Source organism: Pseudoclavibacter sp. RFBJ3 (genome assembly GCF_002931375.1).
Classification (GTDB): Bacteria; Actinomycetota; Actinomycetes; order Actinomycetales; family Microbacteriaceae; genus Pseudoclavibacter.
Genome location: NZ_PSXZ01000006.1, coordinates 145,681 through 166,267, shown reverse-complemented (window position 1 = coordinate 166,267; position 20,587 = coordinate 145,681). Strand labels below are relative to the sequence as shown.

Genomic DNA, 20,587 nt, shown 5'->3' with positions numbered 1-20,587 from the left:
CGTCCGGACCGATTCGACTTCACGTTCCGTGGCTTCCAACCCTACCGTTTCGGAAACGGGGAGCGGCGCAACGGGGCCGGGCATGTCCCGAGTACACTGATGTGCCATCGCCTATCGGGAGGCCACGCATGTTGTATTGGGTGCTCAAGCATCTCTTCGCAGGTCCCTTGGTGCGCGGAACGTTCCGCCCTTGGGTGCGCGGCGTCGAGAACATACCGGCGAAGGGGCCGGTCATTCTGGCGTCGAACCACTTGTCGGTCATCGATTCGTTCTTCATGCCGTTGTCGATCGACCGCCGCGTCTACTTCCTCGCGAAGAAGGAGTACTTCACCGGCACGGGGATCAAGGGCTATCTGACGGCGCAGTTCTTCAAGTCGACGGGCATGCTCCCGATCGACCGGGGTGGCGGAGCAGCGAGCGAGGCGTCCTTGCAGACGGGCCTGCGCGTGCTCGGCGAGGGCAAGGTGCTCGGCATCTATCCGGAGGGCACCCGCAGCCCCGACGCACGGATGTTCCGTGGGCGCACGGGAATCGCGCGCATGATCATGCAGGCGGACAAGCCCGTCACGGTCGTCCCCGTGGTCATGGTCGACACGGAGCGCGTCCTGCCCATCGGAGCGAAGGTTCCTCGTCTCCGCAAGGTCGGCATGGTCTTCGGCGAGCCGCTCACCTTCACGCGGTACGAGGGCATGGCCGCCGACCGCTTCGTGCTCCGCTCCATCACGGACGAGATCATGAGCGAGCTGCACGCCCTCAGCAACCAGGACTATCGCGACATCTATGCCTCGTCCATCCGGACCAAGATGGACGCAGAGGCCAAGGCGCTCGCCGCCGCGCAGAAGCACTGAATCGCCGAGCAGGTCCGGGCGTTCGAGAAGCCCTGAGCGATCAACAGAGCAGAGCGCCGCGGCCCCGAGTATCGTCGGGGCCGTTCGGCGTGAGATCCAGCAACACACCAGCGCTGCAGCGCCCAAGCTGCCAGCATGAGATCAGAGACATGAGATCAGAGAAGCGAGCATGAGCCAATTCACCTCCACCCACACAGAGTCGATCCCGACGCCCCCCGGCGTGCTCGAGGGGCTCGACGCCTGGCGCGAGCTGCCGATCCGGCAGCAGCCGCAGTGGGGCGACGCGACCAAGGTCGCGAGCGTCTCAGGTGAGCTCGCGTCGCTGCCGCCACTCGTCTTCGCCGGCGAGGTCGACCGCCTGCGCGACCGTATCGCGACGGCCGCTGCCGGGCAGGCGTTCGTCCTGCAGGGTGGCGACTGCGCCGAGACCTTCGCGGGCGCGACGGCAGACAAGATCCGTGCGCGGGTGCGCACGATCCTGCAGATGGCCGTCGTGCTGACGTACGGCGCGTCGATGCCGGTCGTCAAGATGGGCCGCATGGCCGGTCAGTTCGCGAAGCCCAGGTCGAGCGACAACGAGACGCGCGGGGACGTGACGCTGCCCGCGTACCGCGGAGACATCGTCAACGACTTCGATTTCACCGAGGAGGGCCGCACCCCGGACCCGGAGCGCATGCTCCGCGGCTACCACACGGCCGCTTCCACGCTGAACCTCGTCCGGGCATTCACGACGGGCGGCTTCGCCGACCTCCGCGAGGTGCACTCCTGGAACCAGGGCTTCGCCGCCAACCCCGCCAACGCGCGCTACGAGCAGCTCGCGGCTGAGATCGATCGTGCCGTCCGCTTCATGGCGGCCGCCGGAGCTGACTTCTACGCACTCCGTGACGTCGAGTTCTTCGTCGGCCATGAGGGGCTCCTCATGGACTACGAGCGACCCATGACCCGCATCGACTCCCGCACCGGTCTGCCGTACGACACGTCCGGCCACTTCATCTGGATCGGGGAACGCACGCGCGACCTGGACGAGGCGCACGTCGACTTCTTCAGCCGCGTGAAGAACCCCATCGGCGTGAAGCTCGGGCCATCGACGACGCCCGACACCATGCTGCGGCTCATCGACAAGATCGACCCGAACCGCGAACCTGGTCGGCTCACGTTCATCACCCGCATGGGCGCAGGCAAGATCCGCGACGCGCTTCCGCCCCTGCTCGAGGCGATCAAGAGCAGCGATGCGCAGCCGCTGTGGATCACCGACCCGATGCACGGAAACGGGATCACGACGCCGAACGGCTACAAGACGCGTCGCTTCGACGACGTCGTGGACGAGGTCAAGGGCTTCTTCGAGGCGCACCGCGCCGCGGGGACGCACCCGGGTGGCATTCACGTCGAGCTCACGGGTGATGACGTCACCGAGTGCCTCGGCGGTTCCGAGCACATCGACGAGAAGACCCTCGAGACCCGCTACGAGTCGCTGTGCGACCCGCGTCTCAACCACATGCAGTCGCTCGAGCTCGCGTTCCTCGTGGCCGAGGAGCTGCGCGCGGGCAAGCACTAGAGGGACTCGGTCGTGACCTCGAAGGCGCTTCGGGTCGTGTGACGTGACGAGGCCTCCTGGCATGGTGGAGCTGTCGAGCTCTGCCGTCGCCAGGAGGCCTCTCTCGGCGTTTGTGAGCACGAAGCCTGAACTCCGCCGCCGCATCGCTCGTGAAAGGATGAGCGCATGAGCGCTGACAGCGTCCACCGAGTCGATTTCCTCCCATGGGAGTACGATCCCCACTCCGCCGACGGAGCCGCCCAAGCTGAGCGACTGCGCGAATTGGCAGCGTCGGGTGCCGTGATCGGCGACCGGGTGTTCGTCTCGGCGAGCGCCGCCGTCTTCTGCGATCGGCTGTCGATCGGCGACCGCAGCTACATCGCCGCCAACGCCTACGTGACCGACAACGTCGCGATCGGCGCGGACTGCTCCGTCAACCCCTTCGCAGTGGTCCGCGGCGACGTGCAGATGGGCGACGGCGTCCGAATCGGCGCACACACCTCGATCCTCGGCTTCAATCACGAGATGGAGCCGGACGCTCCGGTCTTCACCCAGGGGCTGTCGAGTCGAGGGATCGTCCTCGGAGACGATGTCTGGATCGGCTCGCAGGTGACGATCCTCGACGGGGTGGTGGTCGGCGACCACGTCGTGATCGGCGCGGGCTCGGTGGTCACGAAGAGCGTCCCTGACCACGCGGTCGTAGCGGGCAATCCTGCGCGCGTCCTCCGCGACCGCCGGGCGCCGGCACGCGAAGCCGGGCTCAGGGAGGGGCTCCGACGCTTCGGGGACACGGCTCGGGCTGAGATCACGGCGGTGCTCGCGCGCTGCTTCGAGGGCGGCCGCTTCGTCGATTGCCCAGGCACGGCTGCGGCGCCCACCCTTCGACCTTGGGCCGACGCCGTCGAGCTCGCCGACCTGCTGCTGGACGCGCCGCCGCCCGGCTTCGACGCCGCGGACCTGCTCCGGAGGCTGACGGCGAGGCAGGATCCCGCGACGGGCCTGGTCGCCGACGGCGATCTCTCGGACGCCGGCCTCGAGCGAGCGCAGACGTCGCCGGATCCGCAGTCGTCGGAACGGCTTTCGGCCTTCGAGGGGCCGGCGAGCTACCACGTCCTCAGCGCCAGCTACGCCGTGCGGCTGCTGGGCGGGCGGATGCCCCACCCGATCCGCGCCGTGCACGGGCTCACGGGAACCGACGTGACGGCGGCCCTCGACGCCCGCGACTGGGCTGCTGGCGCCTGGGGCTCCGGTGCCGCGGTCGACGCGGTCGCGACGGCGTGCGCCGCGAACATGCTGGATCATTCCGACGCCCTCGACGACAGGGGAGTCGGGCCGCTCCTCACCGTGCTCGGCTGGGCGGTCGCACGCGCGGACCCGCGAACAGGCCTGTGGGGGGAAGAGCTCCCGGACGGGGAGTCGCCACGGCTGCAGGCCGTGAACGGCTTCTACCGGCTCACCCGCGGACTCTTCGCGCAGTTCGGACTGCCGCTGCCGTATCCGGTCGCGACGATCGACACCGTGCTGCTGCACGCCGCGGACCCCCACCTCTCCACGCCAGACGGCTGGACGGCCTGCAACGTGCTCGATATCGCGCATCCGCTCTGGCTCGCTTCGCAGCAGACCCAGCACCGCCGCGGGGAGATCGCGGAGTGGGCGCGCGGGGCGCTCGAGCAGGCGCTCGGCCAGTGGGTTCCCGGCGAGGGGATGGCGTTCGCGCCGCGCTCCTCGGGGGAGGATGGCGAACCAGGGTTGCAGGGGACCGAGATGTGGCTGAGCATCATCTGGCTGCTCGCGGACCTGCTGCACGCATCGGATTCGCTGGGCTACCGCATGCGCGGGGTGCATCGTCCTGAGCCCATCGCGACACTTCGGCCGGCGTCACGCTCGTAGCGCTCGGTCGCGGGAGGCGAGAGCCCGGGCCACGCCCCAGCGGCAGAGCGCCTACAGCGTTGCGGTGGCCGTGAGCGTGACGTTCGACCCGGCCGGTACCTCGACCCCGGCGGCGGGCGACTGCGTCGAGACGACGAACTTGATGACCGGGTTCGGGTCGTTGACGATGCCGGGTGGAACGTTGTGGCCGACCGTCAGCCCGAGTCCCTCGAGCGTCGCGATGGCTTCTCCGATGGGTGCGCCGACGACGTTGGGGAGGACGACGGGGGCTGGCCCCTTCGAGACCGAGATGTTGATGGTGTCGCCCGGAACGACCGGATCGGTGGTGGTCGAGGAGGCGATGACGGTACCGCTGGCGACCGAGGCCGAGAATTCCCGGCTCGACACGTTGACGACGAGACCGGCTTCCTCGATGAGCTTCGTCGCGTTCGCTTCCGTCTCACCGGCGACGTCCGGCAGGATTCCGGCCGAGGCCACGAGGCGGATGGGCTGCCCCTCGGCGAGCGTGGAGGGGAGTGGAGCGCCGGTGGTGTCCGTCGCCGCGATCACGATGTCGGCTTCCTCGTCGGAGAACTGGCGCAGGGTCGTGGCCTGGTCGTAGGTGAAGCCTGCCTCGGTGATGGCGGATTCCGCCGCCTCGAGGGTCAGCCCCTCCAGGGCCGGCACCGTGAGCATCTCCGGCCCGGCGGACACGACGAGGGAGATCGGAGTCTCCGGGGCGAGCGACGTGCCGGCCTGCGGGTCCATGTCCATGACGGTGCCGGCAGCGACCTCGAGCGAGAACTCCTGCGTGACGTCACCGACGGTGAAGCCGGCTGCGGTGATCGCCGACTCCGCGTCGGCCTGCGTGAGGGAGACCGCCTCGGGGACGGTGTTGTAGGAACCAGGTCCGAGTCCGAACCACCAGCCGATACCACCGGCCGCTGCGACGAGCGCGATGACCAGGATGGCGATGACCGCCCCGAAGGTGCGTCGCTTGCGGGCGCCCTGCTCGGCCGTCGAGGTGGCTTGCGGAAGCGATGGCTCGAGCTCCGCGGCGCTTGGCTCCGGGAAGATCGGCGCCCCGACCACGGTGGGGGCGTCTCCGGGTCTGAAGGGCTCGACGTGTCCTTCGGCGAACTCCGGAGGTGAGGACGCGGACGACACCTGGCTCGTGATGAGGGCGAGCTCCGTCGGGTCGGTGTCCTCGACGTCGCTCTGGCTCGCGGTGGACAGCACCGCCGTCGGGTCGATGGGCCGGGCCGACTGGCCGAGTTCGGCTTCTGCGCGACGCAGCGCTTCGAGCATCACGCCGGCGTCCGCTGGCCGAAGCTCGGGATCGCGTTCCGTCGACCAGGCGACGAGCTCGTCGAGTTCGTGCGGAACGCTGGCGTTGACCTCGCTGGGGGCGGGAACCGTCTCGTTGGCGTGGCGGTACGCGATGTTGACCGGCTGGTCGCCTCGGTACGGCTGCTCGCCCGTCAGCATCTCGAAGAGCATGATGCCCAGCGAGTAGATGTCGCTGCGCACGTCGGCCGTGCCCTTGGTCACGAGCTCGGGACTCAGGTAGGCGATGGTGCCGAGCAGGACCTGCCCGGTCGCCGTGTTCGCGCTCGCCGCACGGGCGAGACCGAAGTCGCTGAGCTTGATGCGGCCGTCGTCGGCGAGCAGGACGTTCTCGGGCTTGAGGTCGCGATGCACGATGCCGAGCTTGTGCGCTGCCTGGAGGCCCGCGAGCACGGCGTCCATGACGTCGATCGACTGCTCCGGGGTGAGTCGGTGATGGTCGTGGAGCAGGTCTCGGAGCGTGATGCCCGGGATGTACTCCATCACCATGTAGGCGAAGACCTCGTCGTCACCCTGGTCGTAGACGTTCACGACGTTCGGGTGGGTGATCTTCGCCGCAGAGCGCGCCTCGCGGATGAACCGCTCGCGGAAGCGCTCGTCGGCGGCGAGGTGGTCGTGCATCACCTTGACCGCCACCCTGCGCTCGAGGCGCAGATCAGTGGCGACATAGACCGTAGCCATGCCGCCCTTGGCGATCAGAGAGCGCACTTGATATCGGCCGTCGATCAGACGGCCGATCATGTCGTCGGGACCAACGGGACTCACGTCGTGCAGGATAGCCCGACAAGGCACGCGCCTCCGGGATGAAACACCGCACGGCATCGAGGAATCGCTCGGGCTCGCATCGATGCGCCGAGTCTGCGACCATGTGAGGCGTGAGCGACGTCTTCAGTACCCGTGAGTGGTACACGATTCCCCAGGCAGCATCCGAGCTCGGTGTCTCGACGGGGCGCGTGTCGACCCTGATCGAGGACAAGCAGCTGCTGTCGTTCCGCATCGAGCGAGAGCCGCGGATCCCGCAGGAGTTCATCAAGGACGGCGAGCCGCTGGCGGGTCTCCGGGGAACGCTCTTCCTGCTCGGCGACGCGGGGCTCAGTGCCCACGACCAGATGGTGTGGCTCCTGAGCGTCGATGAGACGCTCGGTGTCGCGCCCCTCGACGCGCTCGTGCAGGGACGGAAGACGCAGGTGCGTCACGCCGTCCAGCTGCTCGCCATCTAGTCGACCAGCGCGGCTCGCCGCCGGACCACCGGCTGCTGGCACCGAGCGGGTTGCCGGCTGGTCAGTGCTCCCGGTGCGCCGTGCGCTCCGCGAGTTGCTCGAGCAGTCGCCGCGACCCGGGGTCGAGCTCGAGGCCCTGCAGTCCGGCGAGCGCCTCGACGAGCGAGGAGCTGATCAGCTCCTCCACGCGCTGCAATCCGCCGGACTCCGCGATGAGCGCCTGCATCCAGGCGATCTGCGTCTCATCGAGCCCCTGGTCTCCGAGGAGCTCGTCGAGCCGCGCCGAGTCCGAAGGCGATGCGAGCTCCTGGGCTGCGGCGATCATGAGGGTTCTCTTGCCCTCTCGGAGGTCGTCTCCGCTGGGCTTGCCGGTGACCGCCTCGTCCCCGAACACGCCGAGGACGTCATCCCGGAGCTGGAAGGCGAGGCCGAGGGGCAGCCCGAACGCGCGAATCTGCTGCACGAGGGCATCGGAGGCACCTCCGAGGAGCGCTCCGAGCACAAGAGGCTCCTCGACGCTGTACCTGGCGGACTTCGAGATCGCGATCGTCGTCGCCCGGGACGCGCGTGCGTCGATGGGCACGACCGGCCACGCCACCTCCTCGACGAGGTCGAGGTACTGGCCGATCGTCACCTCGCTGCGCATCTTGCTGAACTCGGCTCGTGCGCGAACGGCGTCCGCTGGGGGCACGAGGGCGCAGGCCTCCACGAAGAGCTGGTCGCTCCAGACGAGCAGCAGGTCGCCGAGCAGGATCGCGGCGCTGAGACCGAAGTGCTCCTCGTCGCCAGCCCAGCCGGAGGCGTGGTGGTGCTTCGAGAAGGCGCGGTGGGTGGAGGGTGCACCCCTGCGCGTGTCGGAGCGATCGATGATGTCGTCGTGGACCAGGGCCGCGGCGTGGAAGAGCTCGATCGAGGCCGCAGCGAGGATCACCGCCTCACTCTGCTCGGGCGTGCCGGCGGCGCTGCTGTATCCGGCGGCGCAGAACGACGCTCGGAGGCGCTTGCCGCCCGTCGTGAAGGTCCCGGCCTGCTCCAGGAAGGCGGGCACATCGACGCCGATCGGCCCCAGAACCTGAAGATTCTCGGCAATTGTGGCGTCCAGACGACGCTGGACTTTGGAGGACAGCGTAGAACTCTCAGACACGACACCACTCTACCCAGGTGCGCGCGCCTACAATGGGCGCAATACTTCGGAGCGGGGCTCCGATCGCCCCCTGAGCACGAGGTCAACATGGCACTATCTGAGCAAGAGCAGCGGCTGCTTGATGAGATGGAGCGCAGCTTCTACCAGAACGATGCGGACGTGGTGTCCACATCGCCGAGAAGCGGCGCTGCGGTCACCACGCGAGCCGTCGTGGTCGCGTTCCTTTCCGTCGCGGTCGGCATCGGCGTCGTCGTCGCCGGCGTCGCCACCAACATCCCGGTCCTGGGTGTCGTCGGGTTCGTCCTGATGCTGGCGGGAGTCGTCTACGCGTTCGCCGCCCCGAAGGGCGCGGCTTCGCAGTCCGACCCACTGCCGACCGGTCGCCCCTCACCGAAGAGCGGCGAGTCGTCCGACGGTTCGTTCATGGACAAGCTCGGCAACCGCTGGGACAAGCGGCAGCAGGGGGAGTAGCAACGGGGGAGTCCTCCCACTGCCCTCCACTTCGCACCTTCCCCCACCCACCTCACTTCCTCACCTCGGGACCGGCCACCTGGCCGGTCCCTTTTTTTGTGCCCTTGTGAGGTGAAAAGAGCTCCACTTCCCTCCACCGTTGAGAGGCCAGTAGTTTACTGGCCTCTTTCTGCATTCACAGGCGAGAAAAGGCGCGTTTGCGTAGATGCGTGGTGGGTTGTGGAGTAAAGTGGAGCATGTGGGGATTCAGCGACAGGGAGGGAGGCGTGCATGTTCCTTGGCACGTACTCGCCCAAGCTCGACGAGAAAGGCCGGCTCATCCTTCCGGCCAAGTTCCGCGACGAGCTCGAAGAGGGTGTCGTGCTGACCCGAGGGCAGGACCGCTGCGTCTACGTCTTCTCCACGAGCGAGTTCGAGGAGCTCCACAACCGCATCCGCCAGGCCCCCGTCACCAGCAAGCAGGCCCGTGACTACCTGCGCCTCTTGCTCTCCGGAGCCCACGCGGAGACGCCTGACCGGCAGAACCGCGTGACCATCCCGCAGCAGCTCAGGCAGTACGCGGGGCTCGACCGCGAGCTCGCCGTGATCGGTGCGGGCAGTCGCGCCGAGATCTGGGATGCAGAGGCCTGGAACACCTACGTCGCGGCCAACGAGGCCGCCTTCTCCGAGACCGCGGAGGAGGTGATCCCGGGACTCTTCTGACCCTGACCGCCGATTCTCAGCCGTTCCGCTCTGAAGCGCCTTCCCTCGCAGCAGAGCTCAGCAGCACCGCGGAGCCCCATCTGAAGCCACTTCCCCGGCGGCAGAAGGAATCTCCACTTCGCTCCCCTCGCGCATCGCCGCGGGGAGAGAGAACGGATGGGAATCAGTGATCAGGGAGGAACCCGCATCGTCATGACAGAGAACAGCCAGAACACACAGCCGGAGAACGACAGCGAACGCGACCCGGCATCGCTGCACACGCCAGTGCTCCTCGAGCGCTGCGTGGAGCTCCTCGCGCCTGCGCTGCAGGCCCCAGGCAGCATCTACGTCGACGCGACGCTCGGCATGGGCGGCCACAGCGAGGCGGTCCTCGACCGCTGCCCGAACGCCCGCCTGGTCGGATTCGATCGCGATTCTGAGGCACTCGGCCTCGCCGGTCGGCGCCTCGCTCGCTTCGGCGATCGGGTCACGCTCGTGCACGCCGTCTACGACGAGTTCGAGTCCTCGCTCGACGAGCTCGGGATCGACACCGTCGACGCCATCCTGTTCGACCTCGGCGTCTCGTCGCTCCAGCTCGATGAAGCGAGCCGAGGCTTCTCCTACAGCCAGGACGCGCCCCTCGACATGCGCATGGACGCCACGAAGGGCGTCACGGCGGCAGAGATCGTCGCCACGTACGGCGAGGAGGAGCTCAAGCAGCTGTTCTACCGGTACGGCGACGAGAAGCTCGCGCCGCGCTACGCGAGCTGGATCGTGCGCGAGCGGGCCCAGGGTCCGATCGCGACGACCGGACAGCTCGTCGACGTCCTCCAGCGAGCCACGCCAGCCGCGAAGCGCGATGCCGGTCACCCTGCGAAGCGCGTCTTCCAGGCCCTCCGCATCGAGGTCAACGCCGAGCTTGGCGCGCTCGAGCGTGCCCTCCCGCAGGCCCTCGATCGAGTCGCCCTCGGCGGGCGAGTCGTCGTCGAGGCCTACCAGTCCCTCGAGGACCGCTTCGTGAAGCGTCTGTTCGAGGCGAAGACCACGTCGACCGCGCCGAGCGGCCTCCCGGTCGAGCTGCCAGAGCACAAGCCCGAGTTCGAACGCCTCGTCCGCGGAGCTGAGCGGGCCGGCGCCGATGAGGGCGAGATCAATCCACGAGCACTTCCCGTGCGTTTGCGCGCGGTGGCGAGAGTTAGGAGCCCACGGGCATGACTGCAGCAACAAGCCTCCTCCGCGGGTCCACCTCCACGCGTCGCCAGAAGTCGGCCCCAAGGGAGGCGACATCGTCGCCGCGGTTGCGACTCGTCGAGACGCCTGGCGCCCGGCGGCTCCCGAGCCTCCGCTCGATGCTCATCTCCCTCGTCGTCCTCGCCGGGGTCTTCGTCACGCAGCTGGCCCTGAGCATCGCGATCTCCCAGGGCGCCTACGAGGTCAGCGGGCTCGAGCAGACGCAGACGGAGCTCGCCCGCACCGAGTCAGCGGCGCTCGAAGAGCTCAGCGCCATGTCGTCGGCGCAGAACCTCGCCGTCGAGGCCACGAAGCTCGGCATGGTGCCGACCGACTCGCAGGCGTTCCTGCAGGTCGGCAGCGGCTCGCTCGCCACCGATGCGGCCTCCACCGGCACCGCCGCTCCCATCAACACGGGTCTCGTGACGAACGAGGTCACGCAGCCAGCGGCACCGGTCGCCGACCCCAACGGAGTTTCAGCGGAGCAGGCCGCCGCGCCTGCCGTACCCTCGGTCACCGAGCTGCGTTCTCCCTCCACGAGGTAGACCCACCAAGAGCAACGCCAGAGGGGGAGGACCACCGTGTCACCGAAAGTGTCCAGGCGCAGGGCAGGCCTCGTCATCATCCTGGTGACCGCGGTGCTCGTCGCCTTCGGAGTGCGTCTCATCGACGTGCAGCTGGTCTCCGCGTCGACCATCAACGCCGACGCCGAATCCAAGCGCGGCGTCTCCAGCACCATCTTCAGCGAGCGCGGGTCGATCATCGACCGCAACGGCGAGATCCTCGCCGACTCCGCCGACCGCTTCGACCTGACGGTCGCCCCCGCGAATGTCGACGAGTTCGATCGCACGGGCGACGACGGCAAGACCACCAAGGTCTCCAGGGACCAGGCGCTCGGCGAGATCGCAGCCATCACCGGGCAGCAGCAGGCCGAGCTCATCGGCGTCATCGACGGGGCGCTTGCCATCGACCCCGACAGCAACTTCGCGTACCTCAGCCGGGGGCTCGAGCTCGCCGCGTATCAGAAGGTGCGCGCGCTCGAGATCCCATGGATCTACCCGAAGCGGGAAGCGGCGCGCGTCTACCCCAACGGGCAGGTGGCCGGGAACCTCACCGGCTTCCTCGGCGCCGACGGCGAGCCCCTTGCGGGACTCGAGCTGTCGGAGAACACATGCCTCGCGGGCGTCGACGGCGAGGAGACCTACGAGCGAAGCGCGGACAACGTGCGCATCCCCGGCACCGAGGTCACGCTGACCGAGGCGAAGCAGGGTGGCACGCTCAAGCTCACGGTCGACGCCGACCTGCAGTACTACGCACTCCAGGTGCTCGCGCAGCAGGTCACGGCGATGGGTGGCCAATGGGGGCACATCATCGTCCAGGAGGTCGGCACCGGCAAGATCCTCGCCGCGGCGGACTTCCCGTCCGTCGACCCCAACGACCCTGGCGCCACGGCGACGGAGGACCGCGGCTCGCGCGCCTTCACAGCACCGTACGAGCCCGGCTCGACGATGAAGGCACTCACCGCCGCGATGGTCTTCGACAAGGGCCTCTCCACGCCCGGTGAGCAGTTCACGGTGCCCGGCCGCTTCGAGCAGACCGACGTCAGCTTCGGCGACGACTGGGCGCACGGCGATGAGCGCTGGACCGCTGCAGGCATCATGACGCGCTCCTCCAACATCGGCATCGCCCTGATGGGGCAGCGACTGAGCGCGGGCGAGCGCTACGACTACATGCTCGACTTCGGCCTGAACGCCGACACCGAGGCCGACTTCCTCGGAGAGGAGGCCGGAACGGTCCGCCCGTACGACGAGTGGGACCCGCAGACGAACTACGCCACGATGTTCGGCCAGGGCCTGCAGGTCACGGCCCCGCAGATGGCGAGCGCCTACCAGACCATCGCCAACGGCGGTCAGCGGCTTCCCGTCCATCTCGTCGAGGGCTGCGAGACGGAGGACGGCTTCGTGCCGAGCGAACCCGGTGAGCCGCGCCAGGTCGTCTCCGCGCAGGCCGCAACCGACACGCTGACGCTGCTCGAGGCCACGGCGCAGAGCGGGAGCCTCGCGAACGAGGTGGCGATCCCCGGCTACCGTGTCGGCATCAAGACGGGCACCGCCGAGGTCTCTGACGGGCAGGGCCAGTACGTCGACGGCAGCTTCATGACCTCGATGGCGGGAGTCGCTCCGATCGACGACCCCAAGTACGTCGTGACGGTCTCGATCATGAACCCAACTACGATGAGGGGCAGCGCCGCCACCGCGCCAGCATGGCACGATGTCATGGCCTACGTCCTCCAATCCAACCGGGTGGCACCATCGCCGAGCCCGTGGCCGACGATCCCGACCACGTTCTGATCCGCACTACTGCACAGGAAGTCATGCCCGCAGCAAGCATTCGTCCATCCCACCCAGTGCCGCGCTCGCTCTCCGAGCTGTGCGCGCACTTCGGACTCGACGCCCCAGAAGGCGTCGACCAGGTCGAGGTGACCGGCGTCTCCATCTCATCACTGGACGTCGAAGCCGGAGACCTGTACGTGGGGCTCCCCGGTGCTCGCGTGCATGGAGCCAGCTACGCCGCGAACGCGGCCGAGGCCGGCGCCGTCGCTGTCCTCACCGACGCCGCCGGGGCCGAGCTGGCCGGCGACCTCGGAGTGCCGGTCCTCGTGACCGAGGAGCCGCGTCTCGCGCTCGGCGACGTCTCCGCGTGGATCTACCGCACCGACCCGGACCAGCCGAAGCTCTTCGGCGTCACGGGAACCAACGGGAAGACGTCCGTCGTCTACATCCTCGACGGCCTCCTGCTGCAGCTGGGGGTCGTCACCGGCCTCACCACGACGGTCGAGCGCCGCATCGGCGAAGAGCGCATCGAGGCGAGCCTGACGACGCCAGAAGCCAGCGAGCTGCACGCGCTGCTCGCCCGCATGCGCGAGGTCGGCGTCCACGCGGCCAGCATCGAGGTCTCCGCGCAGGCCATCACGAGGCACCGGGTCGACGGCATCGAGTTCGACGTCGTCGGCTTCATCAACCTCTCGCACGACCACCTCGACGACTACGTCGACTTCGATGCCTACTTCGGGGAAAAGCTCAAGCTCTTCACGCCGGAGCGTGCTCGACGCGGCGTCGTGTCGCTCGACTCCGAGTGGGGCGCACGCGTCGTCGAGGACTCCCGCATCCCCGTCACGACCATCTCCTCCAAGCCCGGGACCGACGCCGACTGGAACCTGGTCGTCACCGACTCCAGCGGAGGCAGCACGAGCTTCACGCTCACGAGCCCAGATGACCGGGTCCTGCACACGAGCATCCCGATGCCCGGCTGGTTCTCTGCGGCCAACGCGGGACTCGCGATCGCGATGCTCGTCGAGTCCGGCTACGACCTCGGCGAGATCGCCGAGGTGCTCGAGCGTGACGGCGGCATCGACGCCTTCGTGCCTGGGCGCCTCGAACTGGTCTCCGGTGAGCGAGGCCCTCGCCTGTACGTCGACTACGGGCACACCCCGGACGCGTTCGAGCAGACGCTCGGCGCGCTTCGCGCGATGACGACGGGACGCCTCTTCATGGTCTTCGGTGCCGACGGCGATCGCGACCGGACGAAGCGGCCCGAGATGGCGCGGGTCGCCGCCGCAGGCAGCGACGTCGTCATCATCACCGACTACAACCCCCGCACCGAGGACCCGGACGAGATCCGACGCGTCCTCGTCGAGAGCGCCAGGTCGAGCCACCCCGAACGCGAGCTCTACGAGATCGCCGACGCGAGCCTCGGTCTGCGCAAGGCGGTTTCGCTTGCGGGCGCAGAGGACACTATCCTCGTTGCCGGTCCGGGCCACGAGAGCTACACCGAGGTCGCGGGCAAGAAGATCCAGTATTCGGCACGAGAAGAGGCCAGAGCGGCGCTCAGGGAAGCAGGGTGGTGAGCGGATGATCGAACTCCGACTTCGCGAGATCGCAGAGATCACCGGGGGAGAAGCCCGACCGGCGGCAGGCGACACCCTCGAGAGCGTCTTCTCCGGGACCGTCGACACCGACTCTCGGCTCATCCGAACCGGCGATATCTTCGTCGCCAAGCCGGGCGAGTTCACCGACGGACACCTCTTCGCGCCGAAGGCGGTCGAGAACGGAGCCGCTCTCCTGCTCGTCGAGCGCATCCTCGACCTCCCCGTCACCCAGGTCGTCGTCGATGACGCCGTCCTCGCGCTCGGGCGCCTCGCCACAGCGGTCGTGACCCGCGTCAAGGCCCGCGGCGAGCTCACGACGATCGCCGTGACCGGATCCAACGGCAAGACGACGACCAAGAACCTCCTCCGCGAGATCTTCTCGGCTCGAGGGGAGACCGTCGCCCCCGTCGCCAGCTTCAACAACGAGGTCGGAGCCCCGCTCACCTTCCTCAAGCTGACCGAGGGCACGCAGACCCTCATCGCCGAGATGGGTGCGAGCGCACCCGGCGAGATCAGCCGGCTCATCGCGATGGCCAAGCCCGACGTCGGGATCGTGCTCACGGTCGGCCTCGCCCACGCCGGCGAGTTCGGCGGCATCGAGGTGACGCTGACCTCGAAGACCGAGATGGTGCAGGGCCTCGTCGCCGGCGACACCGCCGTGCTGAACGCCGACGACGGCCGGGTCGCCTCGATGGCCGACAAGACCGAGGCCGATGTCCTCTGGTTCGGCAGGGGAGCTCGAGCGGATGTGCGTGCGAGCGACGTCTCGACGAGCCTCGCCGGCACCCAGTTCACCTTGCACCTGCCCGGAGAGGACGCCGTCCTGGTGCGCTTCGGGGTCATCGGGGAGCATCACGTCACCAACGCGCTCGCCGCGGCAGCCGCAGCCCACACGCAGGGAGTTCCGGCGACCGAGATCCGCGACGCGCTCGAGCGCGTCACCCGCGCTGAGCAGTGGCGCATGGAGCTCCAGCACTCTGGCCAGGTCAACCTGATCAACGACGCGTACAACGCGAGCCCGGACTCCATGGCCGCTGCGCTGAAGACCATCGCGCAGATCGCGCCGACGGGGTCGCGCACGGTCGCGGTGCTTGGCGCCATGAGCGAGCTCGGCGACGCGTCGATCGAGGAGCACGACCGCCTCGGACTCCTCGCGGTCCGCCTCGGCATCGATCAGCTCATCGTCGTCGGCCGTGACGCGCGCGCGCTCCACCTCGGCGCCATCGCCCAGGGTTCCTGGGACGGCGAGTCCATCTTCGTCGAGTCCATGGACGAGGCCTACGAGCTCCTCGTGCGGGAGACCCGCCCTGGTGACCTCGTGCTCGTCAAGTCTTCGAACTCAGCGGGCCTCCGACACCTTGGGGACCGTTTCGCCGAGCACCTCAGGGGGCACTTCGCGTGATAGCGATCCTTATTGCCGGGGGCGTCGGGCTGGCGTTCACGCTCTTCATGACGCCGCTCTTCATCCGGCTCTTCCATCGCCTCGAGTGGGGTCAGTTCATCCGAGAGGACGGGCCCCAGGCCCACCACTCGAAGCGGGGCACCGCGACGATGGGCGGCATCGTCTTCATCGTGGGGTCGGTGCTCGCGTACTTCGCGGCGACGCTCGCGACGGGCGACCAGGTCACGGCCGCGGGACTCCTCATCCTCGGCATGATGGTCGGCCTCGGCGTCATCGGCTTCATCGACGATTTCCTCAAGGTGCGCAAGCAGCAGTCGCTCGGCCTCGGCGGATGGTCGAAGATCGTCGGCCAGGTCGTCGTCGCCGGGCTCTTCGCGGTGGTCGGCCTCCAGTTCCGAAACAACGACGGCGTGCCGGTCATCTCCACGCACATCTCGTTCATCCGCGACCTGCCCATCGACTTCATGGCGCTCGGCGCCGTCGCGGGAACGATCGCGCTCATCATCTGGATCGTCGTCATCACGACGAGCACGTCGAACGCCGTCAACGTGACGGACGGCCTCGACGGCCTCGCCACGGGGGCCTCGATCATCTCGATCGGCTCGTACGGCATCATCGCCTACTGGCAGTTCAACCAGGCCTGCGGGACCGAGCGTCTCGCGGAGTCGCTCGAGTCGGCGTGCTACACGGCGTACGCGCCCCTCGACGTCGCGATCGTCGCGGCCGGCATCGCGGGAGCCCTCATCGGCTTCCTCTGGTGGAACACCTCGCCTGCGCAGATCTTCATGGGCGACACCGGCTCGCTCGGCTTGGGTGGTGCCATCGCCGCCTTCGCCATCATCACCCGGACCGAGCTGCTCCTCGTCCTCATCGGCGGGCTGTTCGTCATGACGACCGGATCCGTCATCGTGCAGCGCATCTACTTCAAGCTCACCAAGGGGAAGCGCATCTTCCTCATGAGCCCGATCCACCACCACTTCGAGTTGAAGGGCTGGGCTGAGACGACGGTGGTCGTCAGGTTCTGGATCATCGCGGGGCTGTGCGCCGCGCTCGGCATCGGCCTCTTCTACGCGGAGTGGGGGGTCACGACGTGACCCGCGTCATCGAGGCGCTGCGAAGCTGGCACGACGACTGGAACGGCGTCGCCGTCGCAGTGCTCGGACTCGGCAAGACCGGCTTCTCGGTCGCCGATACCCTCACCGAACTCGGTGCGAGGCCGCACGTCATCGCCCAGTCCCACGACGAGGAGCGCGAGCGCATCCTCGACGTCCTCGACGTCCCCGTCACGATCGCCGAGAGCGACGACGTCGCGGTCGAGGCGCTGCGGGGCCTCGGCGTCGACCTCGTGGTCGCGTCTCCCGGCTTCGCGCCGAGCCACCCGCTCATCGCGGCGGCTGAAGCGCTCGGCGTTCCGCTCTGGGGGGACGTGGAGCTCGCCTGGCGGCTTCGCGACAAGTTCGGGGAGCCGGCGCCGTGGCTCGCCGTCACCGGCACGAACGGCAAGACGACGACCACCCAGCTCGCAGCGCACATGGGGCTCGCCGCTGGCATCCGCACCGCGCCGTGCGGGAACATCGGCGTGCCGGTCCTCGACGTGCTCAGGGACCCGGCAGAGTTCCAGCTGCTCGTCGTCGAGCTCTCGAGCTTCCAGCTGCACTCGCTGCACTCGATGTCGGCGCACGCGGCCGTCGTCCTCAACATCGCGGACGATCATCTCGACTGGCACGGCGGAGCCGAGGCCTATCGAGCAGCGAAGGGGCGCGTCTACGAGCGTGCCCAGATCGCCTGCGTCTACAACAAGGGCGACGAGGCCACGCTGGATCTCGTCGAGGCGGCCGACGTCATCGAGGGATGCCGTGCGATCGGCTTCGGCACGGATGTGCCCGGCCCCAGCGATTTCGGTGTCGTCGACGGCATCCTCGTCGACCGCGCGTTCCTCGATGATCGAGCGCGCACCGCGCTCGAGCTGACGACGCTGGATGAGCTGCGCCTGCGCGGGCTCTCCTCGAAGCACCTCGTCGAGGACGTGCTGGCGGCCGCCGCTCTCGTCCGCGCGGTCGGTGTTCCCGTCTCCGCCATCTCGGCTGCGCTCTCGACGTTCTCCGTCGACCGGCACCGCCACGAGGTCCTCGCCGAGCGCTCTGGCGTCCTGTGGGTCGATGATTCCAAGGCCACGAACGTGCACGCGGCCGATGCCTCCCTCGCCGCTCACCGCAGCGTCGTCTGGCTGGTCGGAGGGCTCCTGAAGGGTGTCGACATCGCACCCCTCGTCGCGAAGCATGCAGGGCGGCTGCGGGGTGCCGTCGTGCTCGGAGCCTCGCGCTCCGAGGTCGTCGACGCGTTCGCGCAACACGCGCCCCAGGTCACCTTCATCGAGATCGACGTGAGCGAAACTGACTCCATCATGAGTCGTGCCGTGGCGGAAGCCGCTCGGCTCGCGCAGGACGGGGACACCGTGCTGCTCGCACCGGCGGCCGCCTCCATGGATCAGTTCGTGAGTTACAGCGACCGTGGTCAGCGATTCGCGCTGGCCGTCGCGTCGCATCTTGAAGGGGGCCTGCATGCCGAGACAGAAGGCTCCCCGGACCGCACCCCCGAGTAGTCCAGGCGGCTCGAGCGCGCGCACCGCGCCCGCCCGCAAGAGCTCCTCGACCGCCGTCGTCGTCTCCCTCGGCAAGCGCATCCGCGGCGTCAACAGGAACTTCGTGCTCCTGCTGTCCATCACGCTGTTCCTCGTCGCCTTCGGCATCGTCATGGTGCTCTCGAGCTCCTCGGTCGAGGAGTTCGCGGGAGGGAACGCGGTCTCGTCACGGTTCGTGAGCCAGGCGACGTTCGCGGCGCTCGGCATCCCGCTCATGCTCTTCGCATCCCGGATGCCCCTCAGCTTCTGGAAGAGGTCGGCGTGGGCCGCGCTCGCCGTCGCCATCATCCTCCAGGCGCTCGTCTTCACGCCCATCGGCGTGGACATCAACGGCAACCGGGCCTGGATCAACCTCGGCTTCACGACGATGCAGCCGGCGGAGGTCGTCAAGGTCGCCCTTGTGCTCTGGCTCGGTCTCATCATCGGCCGCAAGCAGGGCAAGCTCCACATCGGCAAGGAGGTCGCGGTCCCGATCGTGCCCGTCCTGCTCCTCTGCTTCGGGATCATGCTCCTGAGCAAGGACCTCGGCACCATCATCGTGGTCGGGGCGCTTGTGCTCGGTGCGCTGTACTTCGGGGGAGTTGCAACCAGATACCTCCTGCTGGCTCTCGCCGTCGCCGTGGCCGGGGCGGTGCTGATGTCGGTCTTCAGCGACAACCGCATGGCCCGCATCACCAACTTCTTCGGCGGCGACGTCGACTACGAGTCGTGGGGGTGGCAGAGCGCCCACGGCCTCTATGCGCTGGCCGCCGGTGGCCTCTTCGGCTCCGGCCTCGGGAACTCGAAGGCCAAGTGGTCGTGGCTGCCTGAGGCCGACAACGACTTCATCTTCGCGATCATCGGCGAAGAGCTCGGGCTCGTCGGCGCGATCGTGGTGATCGGGCTCTTCGTCCTGCTCGCCGTCGTGCTCGTGCGCATCTACCACGAGGCGAGCGACTGGACCGCGAAGACGATCGTCGGCGGAGTGCTGACCTGGATCGTCTTCCAGGCCTTCGTGAATATCGCCGTGGTCATCGGCTTCCTCCCCGTGCTCGGCGTGCCGCTCCCGCTCGTCTCCTCCGGTGGTTCCGCGCTCATCACGACACTCTTCGCGATTGGCATAGTCTTGTCGATCGCCCGCAACCCGAAGAGATCGGAGTCACGCACGTGACCAACTACCTGCTCGCCGGAGGCGGCACGGCCGGCCACGTCAACCCACTCCTCGCAGTCGCAGATGCGCTGCGCGCCCGTGACCCGGAATCCAAGATCTTCGTCCTCGGCACGAAGGAAGGGCTCGAAGCGCGCCTCGTGCCAGCCCGCGGATACGAGCTCCTGACCATCCCGAAGCTGCCGTTCCCGCGACGCCCGAACGCGCAGGTGCTCACGTTCCTGCCGCGGCTTCGCGAAACCGTCTCCTCCGTCCGGCGCATGCTCGTCGAGCACGACATCGATGCGGTCGCAGGGTTCGGCGGCTACGCGGCCGCTCCCGCCTACCTGGCCGCCCGGGGACGAGTGCCGATCGTCGTGCACGAGGCGAACGCGCTCCCCGGCATGGCGAACAAGCTCGGCGCGCGCTGGGCGAAGCGGGTCGGCGTGGCTTTCGACGGCACCCCGCTCCGTGGGGCCGTGACCGTCGGCATGCCCCTGCGCGCCGAGATCGAGCACCTCGATCGTGCGGCGAAGCGGAGCGAGGCCGTCGAATTCTTCGGACTCGACCCGGCACGCCGCACCCTCCTCGTCACCGGCGGCTCGCTCGGTGCGAGGCGCGTCAACGAGACGGTGAGGGCCGTGGTCCCCGAGCTGATCGCGGAGGGGTGGCAGGTCCTTCACCTCGTCGGCGGGCTATCCAAGTTCGAGCACGACGAGCTCGACGGCTACCACGTCCTCGAGTACTGCGACCGAATGGATCTGGCCTTCGCGGCCGCCGACCTGGTCGTCGCCCGCGCTGGCGCCTCGACGGTCAGCGAACTCGGCGTCGTCGGACTCCCAGCCGTCTACGTGCCGTACCCCGCGGCCACGGGTGATCACCAGACGATCAACATCCGCTCGGTGCTCGCTGCCGGCGGCGCCCTCCGCGTGACCGACGGCGACTTCTCCCCGGAGTGGGCGTCGAAAGAGCTCCTCGCGCTCGCTCGCGACGACGAGCGCCGCGCTCGCATGGAGGCCGCGACCCTCGCGTCCGCGCAGCGGGACGGCGCTGCTCGCGTCGTCACGCTCCTCGACGAGGCGCTGCGGAGCCCTCAGGGGCGCTAGATTTCCCACCTCGGTCAGGCGGAGTACCCTCGACCATCGA

At 68.5% G+C, this 20,587-nt stretch carries 17 protein-coding genes; 15 read left to right on the top strand and 2 right to left on the bottom strand.

The window, feature by feature from the left end:
• Positions 1–128 precede the first annotated feature (128 nt).
• The 3 genes from C5E07_RS08295 (at position 129) to C5E07_RS08285 (ending at position 4,272) form a co-directional block, all read left to right on the top strand.
• Positions 129–848 (top strand): 1-acyl-sn-glycerol-3-phosphate acyltransferase, encoded by a 720-nt coding sequence (locus C5E07_RS08295; RefSeq protein WP_104241124.1) that lies wholly within the window; start codon positions 129–131, stop codon positions 846–848.
• 169 nt (positions 849–1,017) lie between these two features.
• Positions 1,018–2,403, top strand: coding sequence for a class II 3-deoxy-7-phosphoheptulonate synthase (locus C5E07_RS08290; RefSeq protein ID WP_104241125.1), 1,386 nt, complete (start codon positions 1,018–1,020; stop codon positions 2,401–2,403).
• Between the two features lie 165 nt (positions 2,404–2,568).
• Positions 2,569–4,272, top strand: a complete 1,704-nt coding sequence (locus C5E07_RS08285) for an acyltransferase (RefSeq protein WP_104299070.1) — start codon at positions 2,569–2,571, stop codon at positions 4,270–4,272.
• A 51-nt stretch (positions 4,273–4,323) separates the two neighbouring features.
• Here C5E07_RS08285 and pknB read toward each other — a convergent pair whose 3' ends face one another.
• Positions 4,324–6,339 (bottom strand): Stk1 family PASTA domain-containing Ser/Thr kinase, encoded by a 2,016-nt coding sequence (gene pknB, locus C5E07_RS08280; protein ID WP_104299069.1) that lies wholly within the window; start codon positions 6,337–6,339, stop codon positions 4,324–4,326.
• Between the two features lie 134 nt (positions 6,340–6,473).
• Between pknB and C5E07_RS08275 the strand changes: the two genes are divergently transcribed.
• Entirely contained in the window at positions 6,474–6,818 is a 345-nt protein-coding gene (locus C5E07_RS08275; RefSeq protein WP_104241128.1) for an Rv2175c family DNA-binding protein, read from the top strand.
• 61 nt (positions 6,819–6,879) lie between these two features.
• Here C5E07_RS08275 and C5E07_RS08270 read toward each other — a convergent pair whose 3' ends face one another.
• Positions 6,880–7,962, bottom strand: coding sequence for a polyprenyl synthetase family protein (locus C5E07_RS08270; protein WP_104299068.1), 1,083 nt, complete (start codon positions 7,960–7,962; stop codon positions 6,880–6,882).
• Between the two features lie 87 nt (positions 7,963–8,049).
• On the opposite strand from C5E07_RS08270, the gene C5E07_RS08265 reads away from it, so the two are divergent.
• The 11 genes from C5E07_RS08265 (at position 8,050) to C5E07_RS08215 (ending at position 20,547) form a co-directional block, all read left to right on the top strand.
• Complete coding sequence (locus C5E07_RS08265) at positions 8,050–8,433, top strand: DUF3040 domain-containing protein (RefSeq protein WP_104241130.1); 384 nt, start codon at positions 8,050–8,052, stop codon at positions 8,431–8,433.
• Between the two features lie 270 nt (positions 8,434–8,703).
• Positions 8,704–9,135 carry a division/cell wall cluster transcriptional repressor MraZ gene (mraZ, locus tag C5E07_RS08260; protein WP_104241131.1) on the top strand — a complete coding sequence of 144 codons (432 nt, stop codon included), beginning with the start codon at positions 8,704–8,706 and terminating at the stop codon, positions 9,133–9,135.
• A gap of 192 nt (positions 9,136–9,327) precedes the next feature.
• Positions 9,328–10,329 (top strand): 16S rRNA (cytosine(1402)-N(4))-methyltransferase RsmH, encoded by a 1,002-nt coding sequence (gene rsmH, locus C5E07_RS08255; RefSeq protein WP_258063810.1) that lies wholly within the window; start codon positions 9,328–9,330, stop codon positions 10,327–10,329.
• Positions 10,326–10,889 carry a hypothetical protein gene (locus C5E07_RS08250; RefSeq protein WP_146080547.1) on the top strand — a complete coding sequence of 188 codons (564 nt, stop codon included), beginning with the start codon at positions 10,326–10,328 and terminating at the stop codon, positions 10,887–10,889. Before rsmH ends, C5E07_RS08250 begins: the two co-directional genes overlap by 4 nt.
• A 36-nt stretch (positions 10,890–10,925) precedes the next feature.
• Entirely contained in the window at positions 10,926–12,695 is a 1,770-nt protein-coding gene (locus tag C5E07_RS08245; protein WP_104299066.1) for a penicillin-binding protein 2, read from the top strand.
• Positions 12,696–12,718: 23 nt separating this feature from the next.
• On the top strand, positions 12,719–14,251 hold the full coding sequence (locus C5E07_RS08240) for a Mur ligase family protein (protein ID WP_104299065.1): 1,533 nt from the start codon (positions 12,719–12,721) through the stop codon (positions 14,249–14,251).
• Between the two features lie 4 nt (positions 14,252–14,255).
• Entirely contained in the window at positions 14,256–15,674 is a 1,419-nt protein-coding gene (murF, locus tag C5E07_RS08235) for a UDP-N-acetylmuramoyl-tripeptide--D-alanyl-D-alanine ligase (RefSeq protein ID WP_104241136.1), read from the top strand.
• A complete protein-coding gene (gene mraY, locus C5E07_RS08230) occupies positions 15,671–16,768 on the top strand; it encodes a phospho-N-acetylmuramoyl-pentapeptide-transferase (protein ID WP_104241137.1) in 1,098 nt (365 codons plus the stop codon). Before murF ends, mraY begins: the two co-directional genes overlap by 4 nt.
• On the top strand, positions 16,765–18,276 hold the full coding sequence (gene murD, locus C5E07_RS08225) for a UDP-N-acetylmuramoyl-L-alanine--D-glutamate ligase (protein WP_104299064.1): 1,512 nt from the start codon (positions 16,765–16,767) through the stop codon (positions 18,274–18,276). Before mraY ends, murD begins: the two co-directional genes overlap by 4 nt.
• Entirely contained in the window at positions 18,236–19,465 is a 1,230-nt protein-coding gene (gene ftsW / locus C5E07_RS08220) for a putative lipid II flippase FtsW (RefSeq protein ID WP_104299063.1), read from the top strand. Before murD ends, ftsW begins: the two co-directional genes overlap by 41 nt.
• The gene (locus tag C5E07_RS08215) at positions 19,462–20,547 is read left to right on the top strand and encodes a glycosyltransferase (RefSeq protein ID WP_104299062.1); all 1,086 of its coding nucleotides are present in this window, start codon (positions 19,462–19,464) and stop codon (positions 20,545–20,547) included. Before ftsW ends, C5E07_RS08215 begins: the two co-directional genes overlap by 4 nt.
• Positions 20,548–20,587 lie beyond the last annotated feature (40 nt).

Excerpts from the sequence above, each read along its gene's own strand:
- C5E07_RS08295 (WP_104241124.1), top strand. The coding sequence starts at position 129 with ATGTTGTATTGGGTGCTCAAGCATCTCTTCGCAGGTCCCTTGGTGCGC.
- C5E07_RS08290 (WP_104241125.1), top strand. The coding sequence starts at position 1,018 with ATGAGCCAATTCACCTCCACCCACACAGAGTCGATCCCGACGCCCCCC.
- C5E07_RS08285 (WP_104299070.1), top strand. The coding sequence starts at position 2,569 with ATGAGCGCTGACAGCGTCCACCGAGTCGATTTCCTCCCATGGGAGTAC.
- pknB (WP_104299069.1), bottom strand. The coding sequence starts at position 6,339 with ATGATCGGCCGTCTGATCGACGGCCGATATCAAGTGCGCTCTCTGATC.
- C5E07_RS08265 (WP_104241130.1), top strand. The coding sequence starts at position 8,050 with ATGGCACTATCTGAGCAAGAGCAGCGGCTGCTTGATGAGATGGAGCGC.
- mraZ (WP_104241131.1), top strand. The coding sequence starts at position 8,704 with ATGTTCCTTGGCACGTACTCGCCCAAGCTCGACGAGAAAGGCCGGCTC.
- rsmH (WP_258063810.1), top strand. The coding sequence starts at position 9,328 with ATGACAGAGAACAGCCAGAACACACAGCCGGAGAACGACAGCGAACGC.
- C5E07_RS08250 (WP_146080547.1), top strand. The coding sequence starts at position 10,326 with ATGACTGCAGCAACAAGCCTCCTCCGCGGGTCCACCTCCACGCGTCGC.
- C5E07_RS08240 (WP_104299065.1), top strand. The coding sequence starts at position 12,719 with ATGCCCGCAGCAAGCATTCGTCCATCCCACCCAGTGCCGCGCTCGCTC.
- murF (WP_104241136.1), top strand. The coding sequence starts at position 14,256 with ATGATCGAACTCCGACTTCGCGAGATCGCAGAGATCACCGGGGGAGAA.
- ftsW (WP_104299063.1), top strand. The coding sequence starts at position 18,236 with ATGCCGAGACAGAAGGCTCCCCGGACCGCACCCCCGAGTAGTCCAGGC.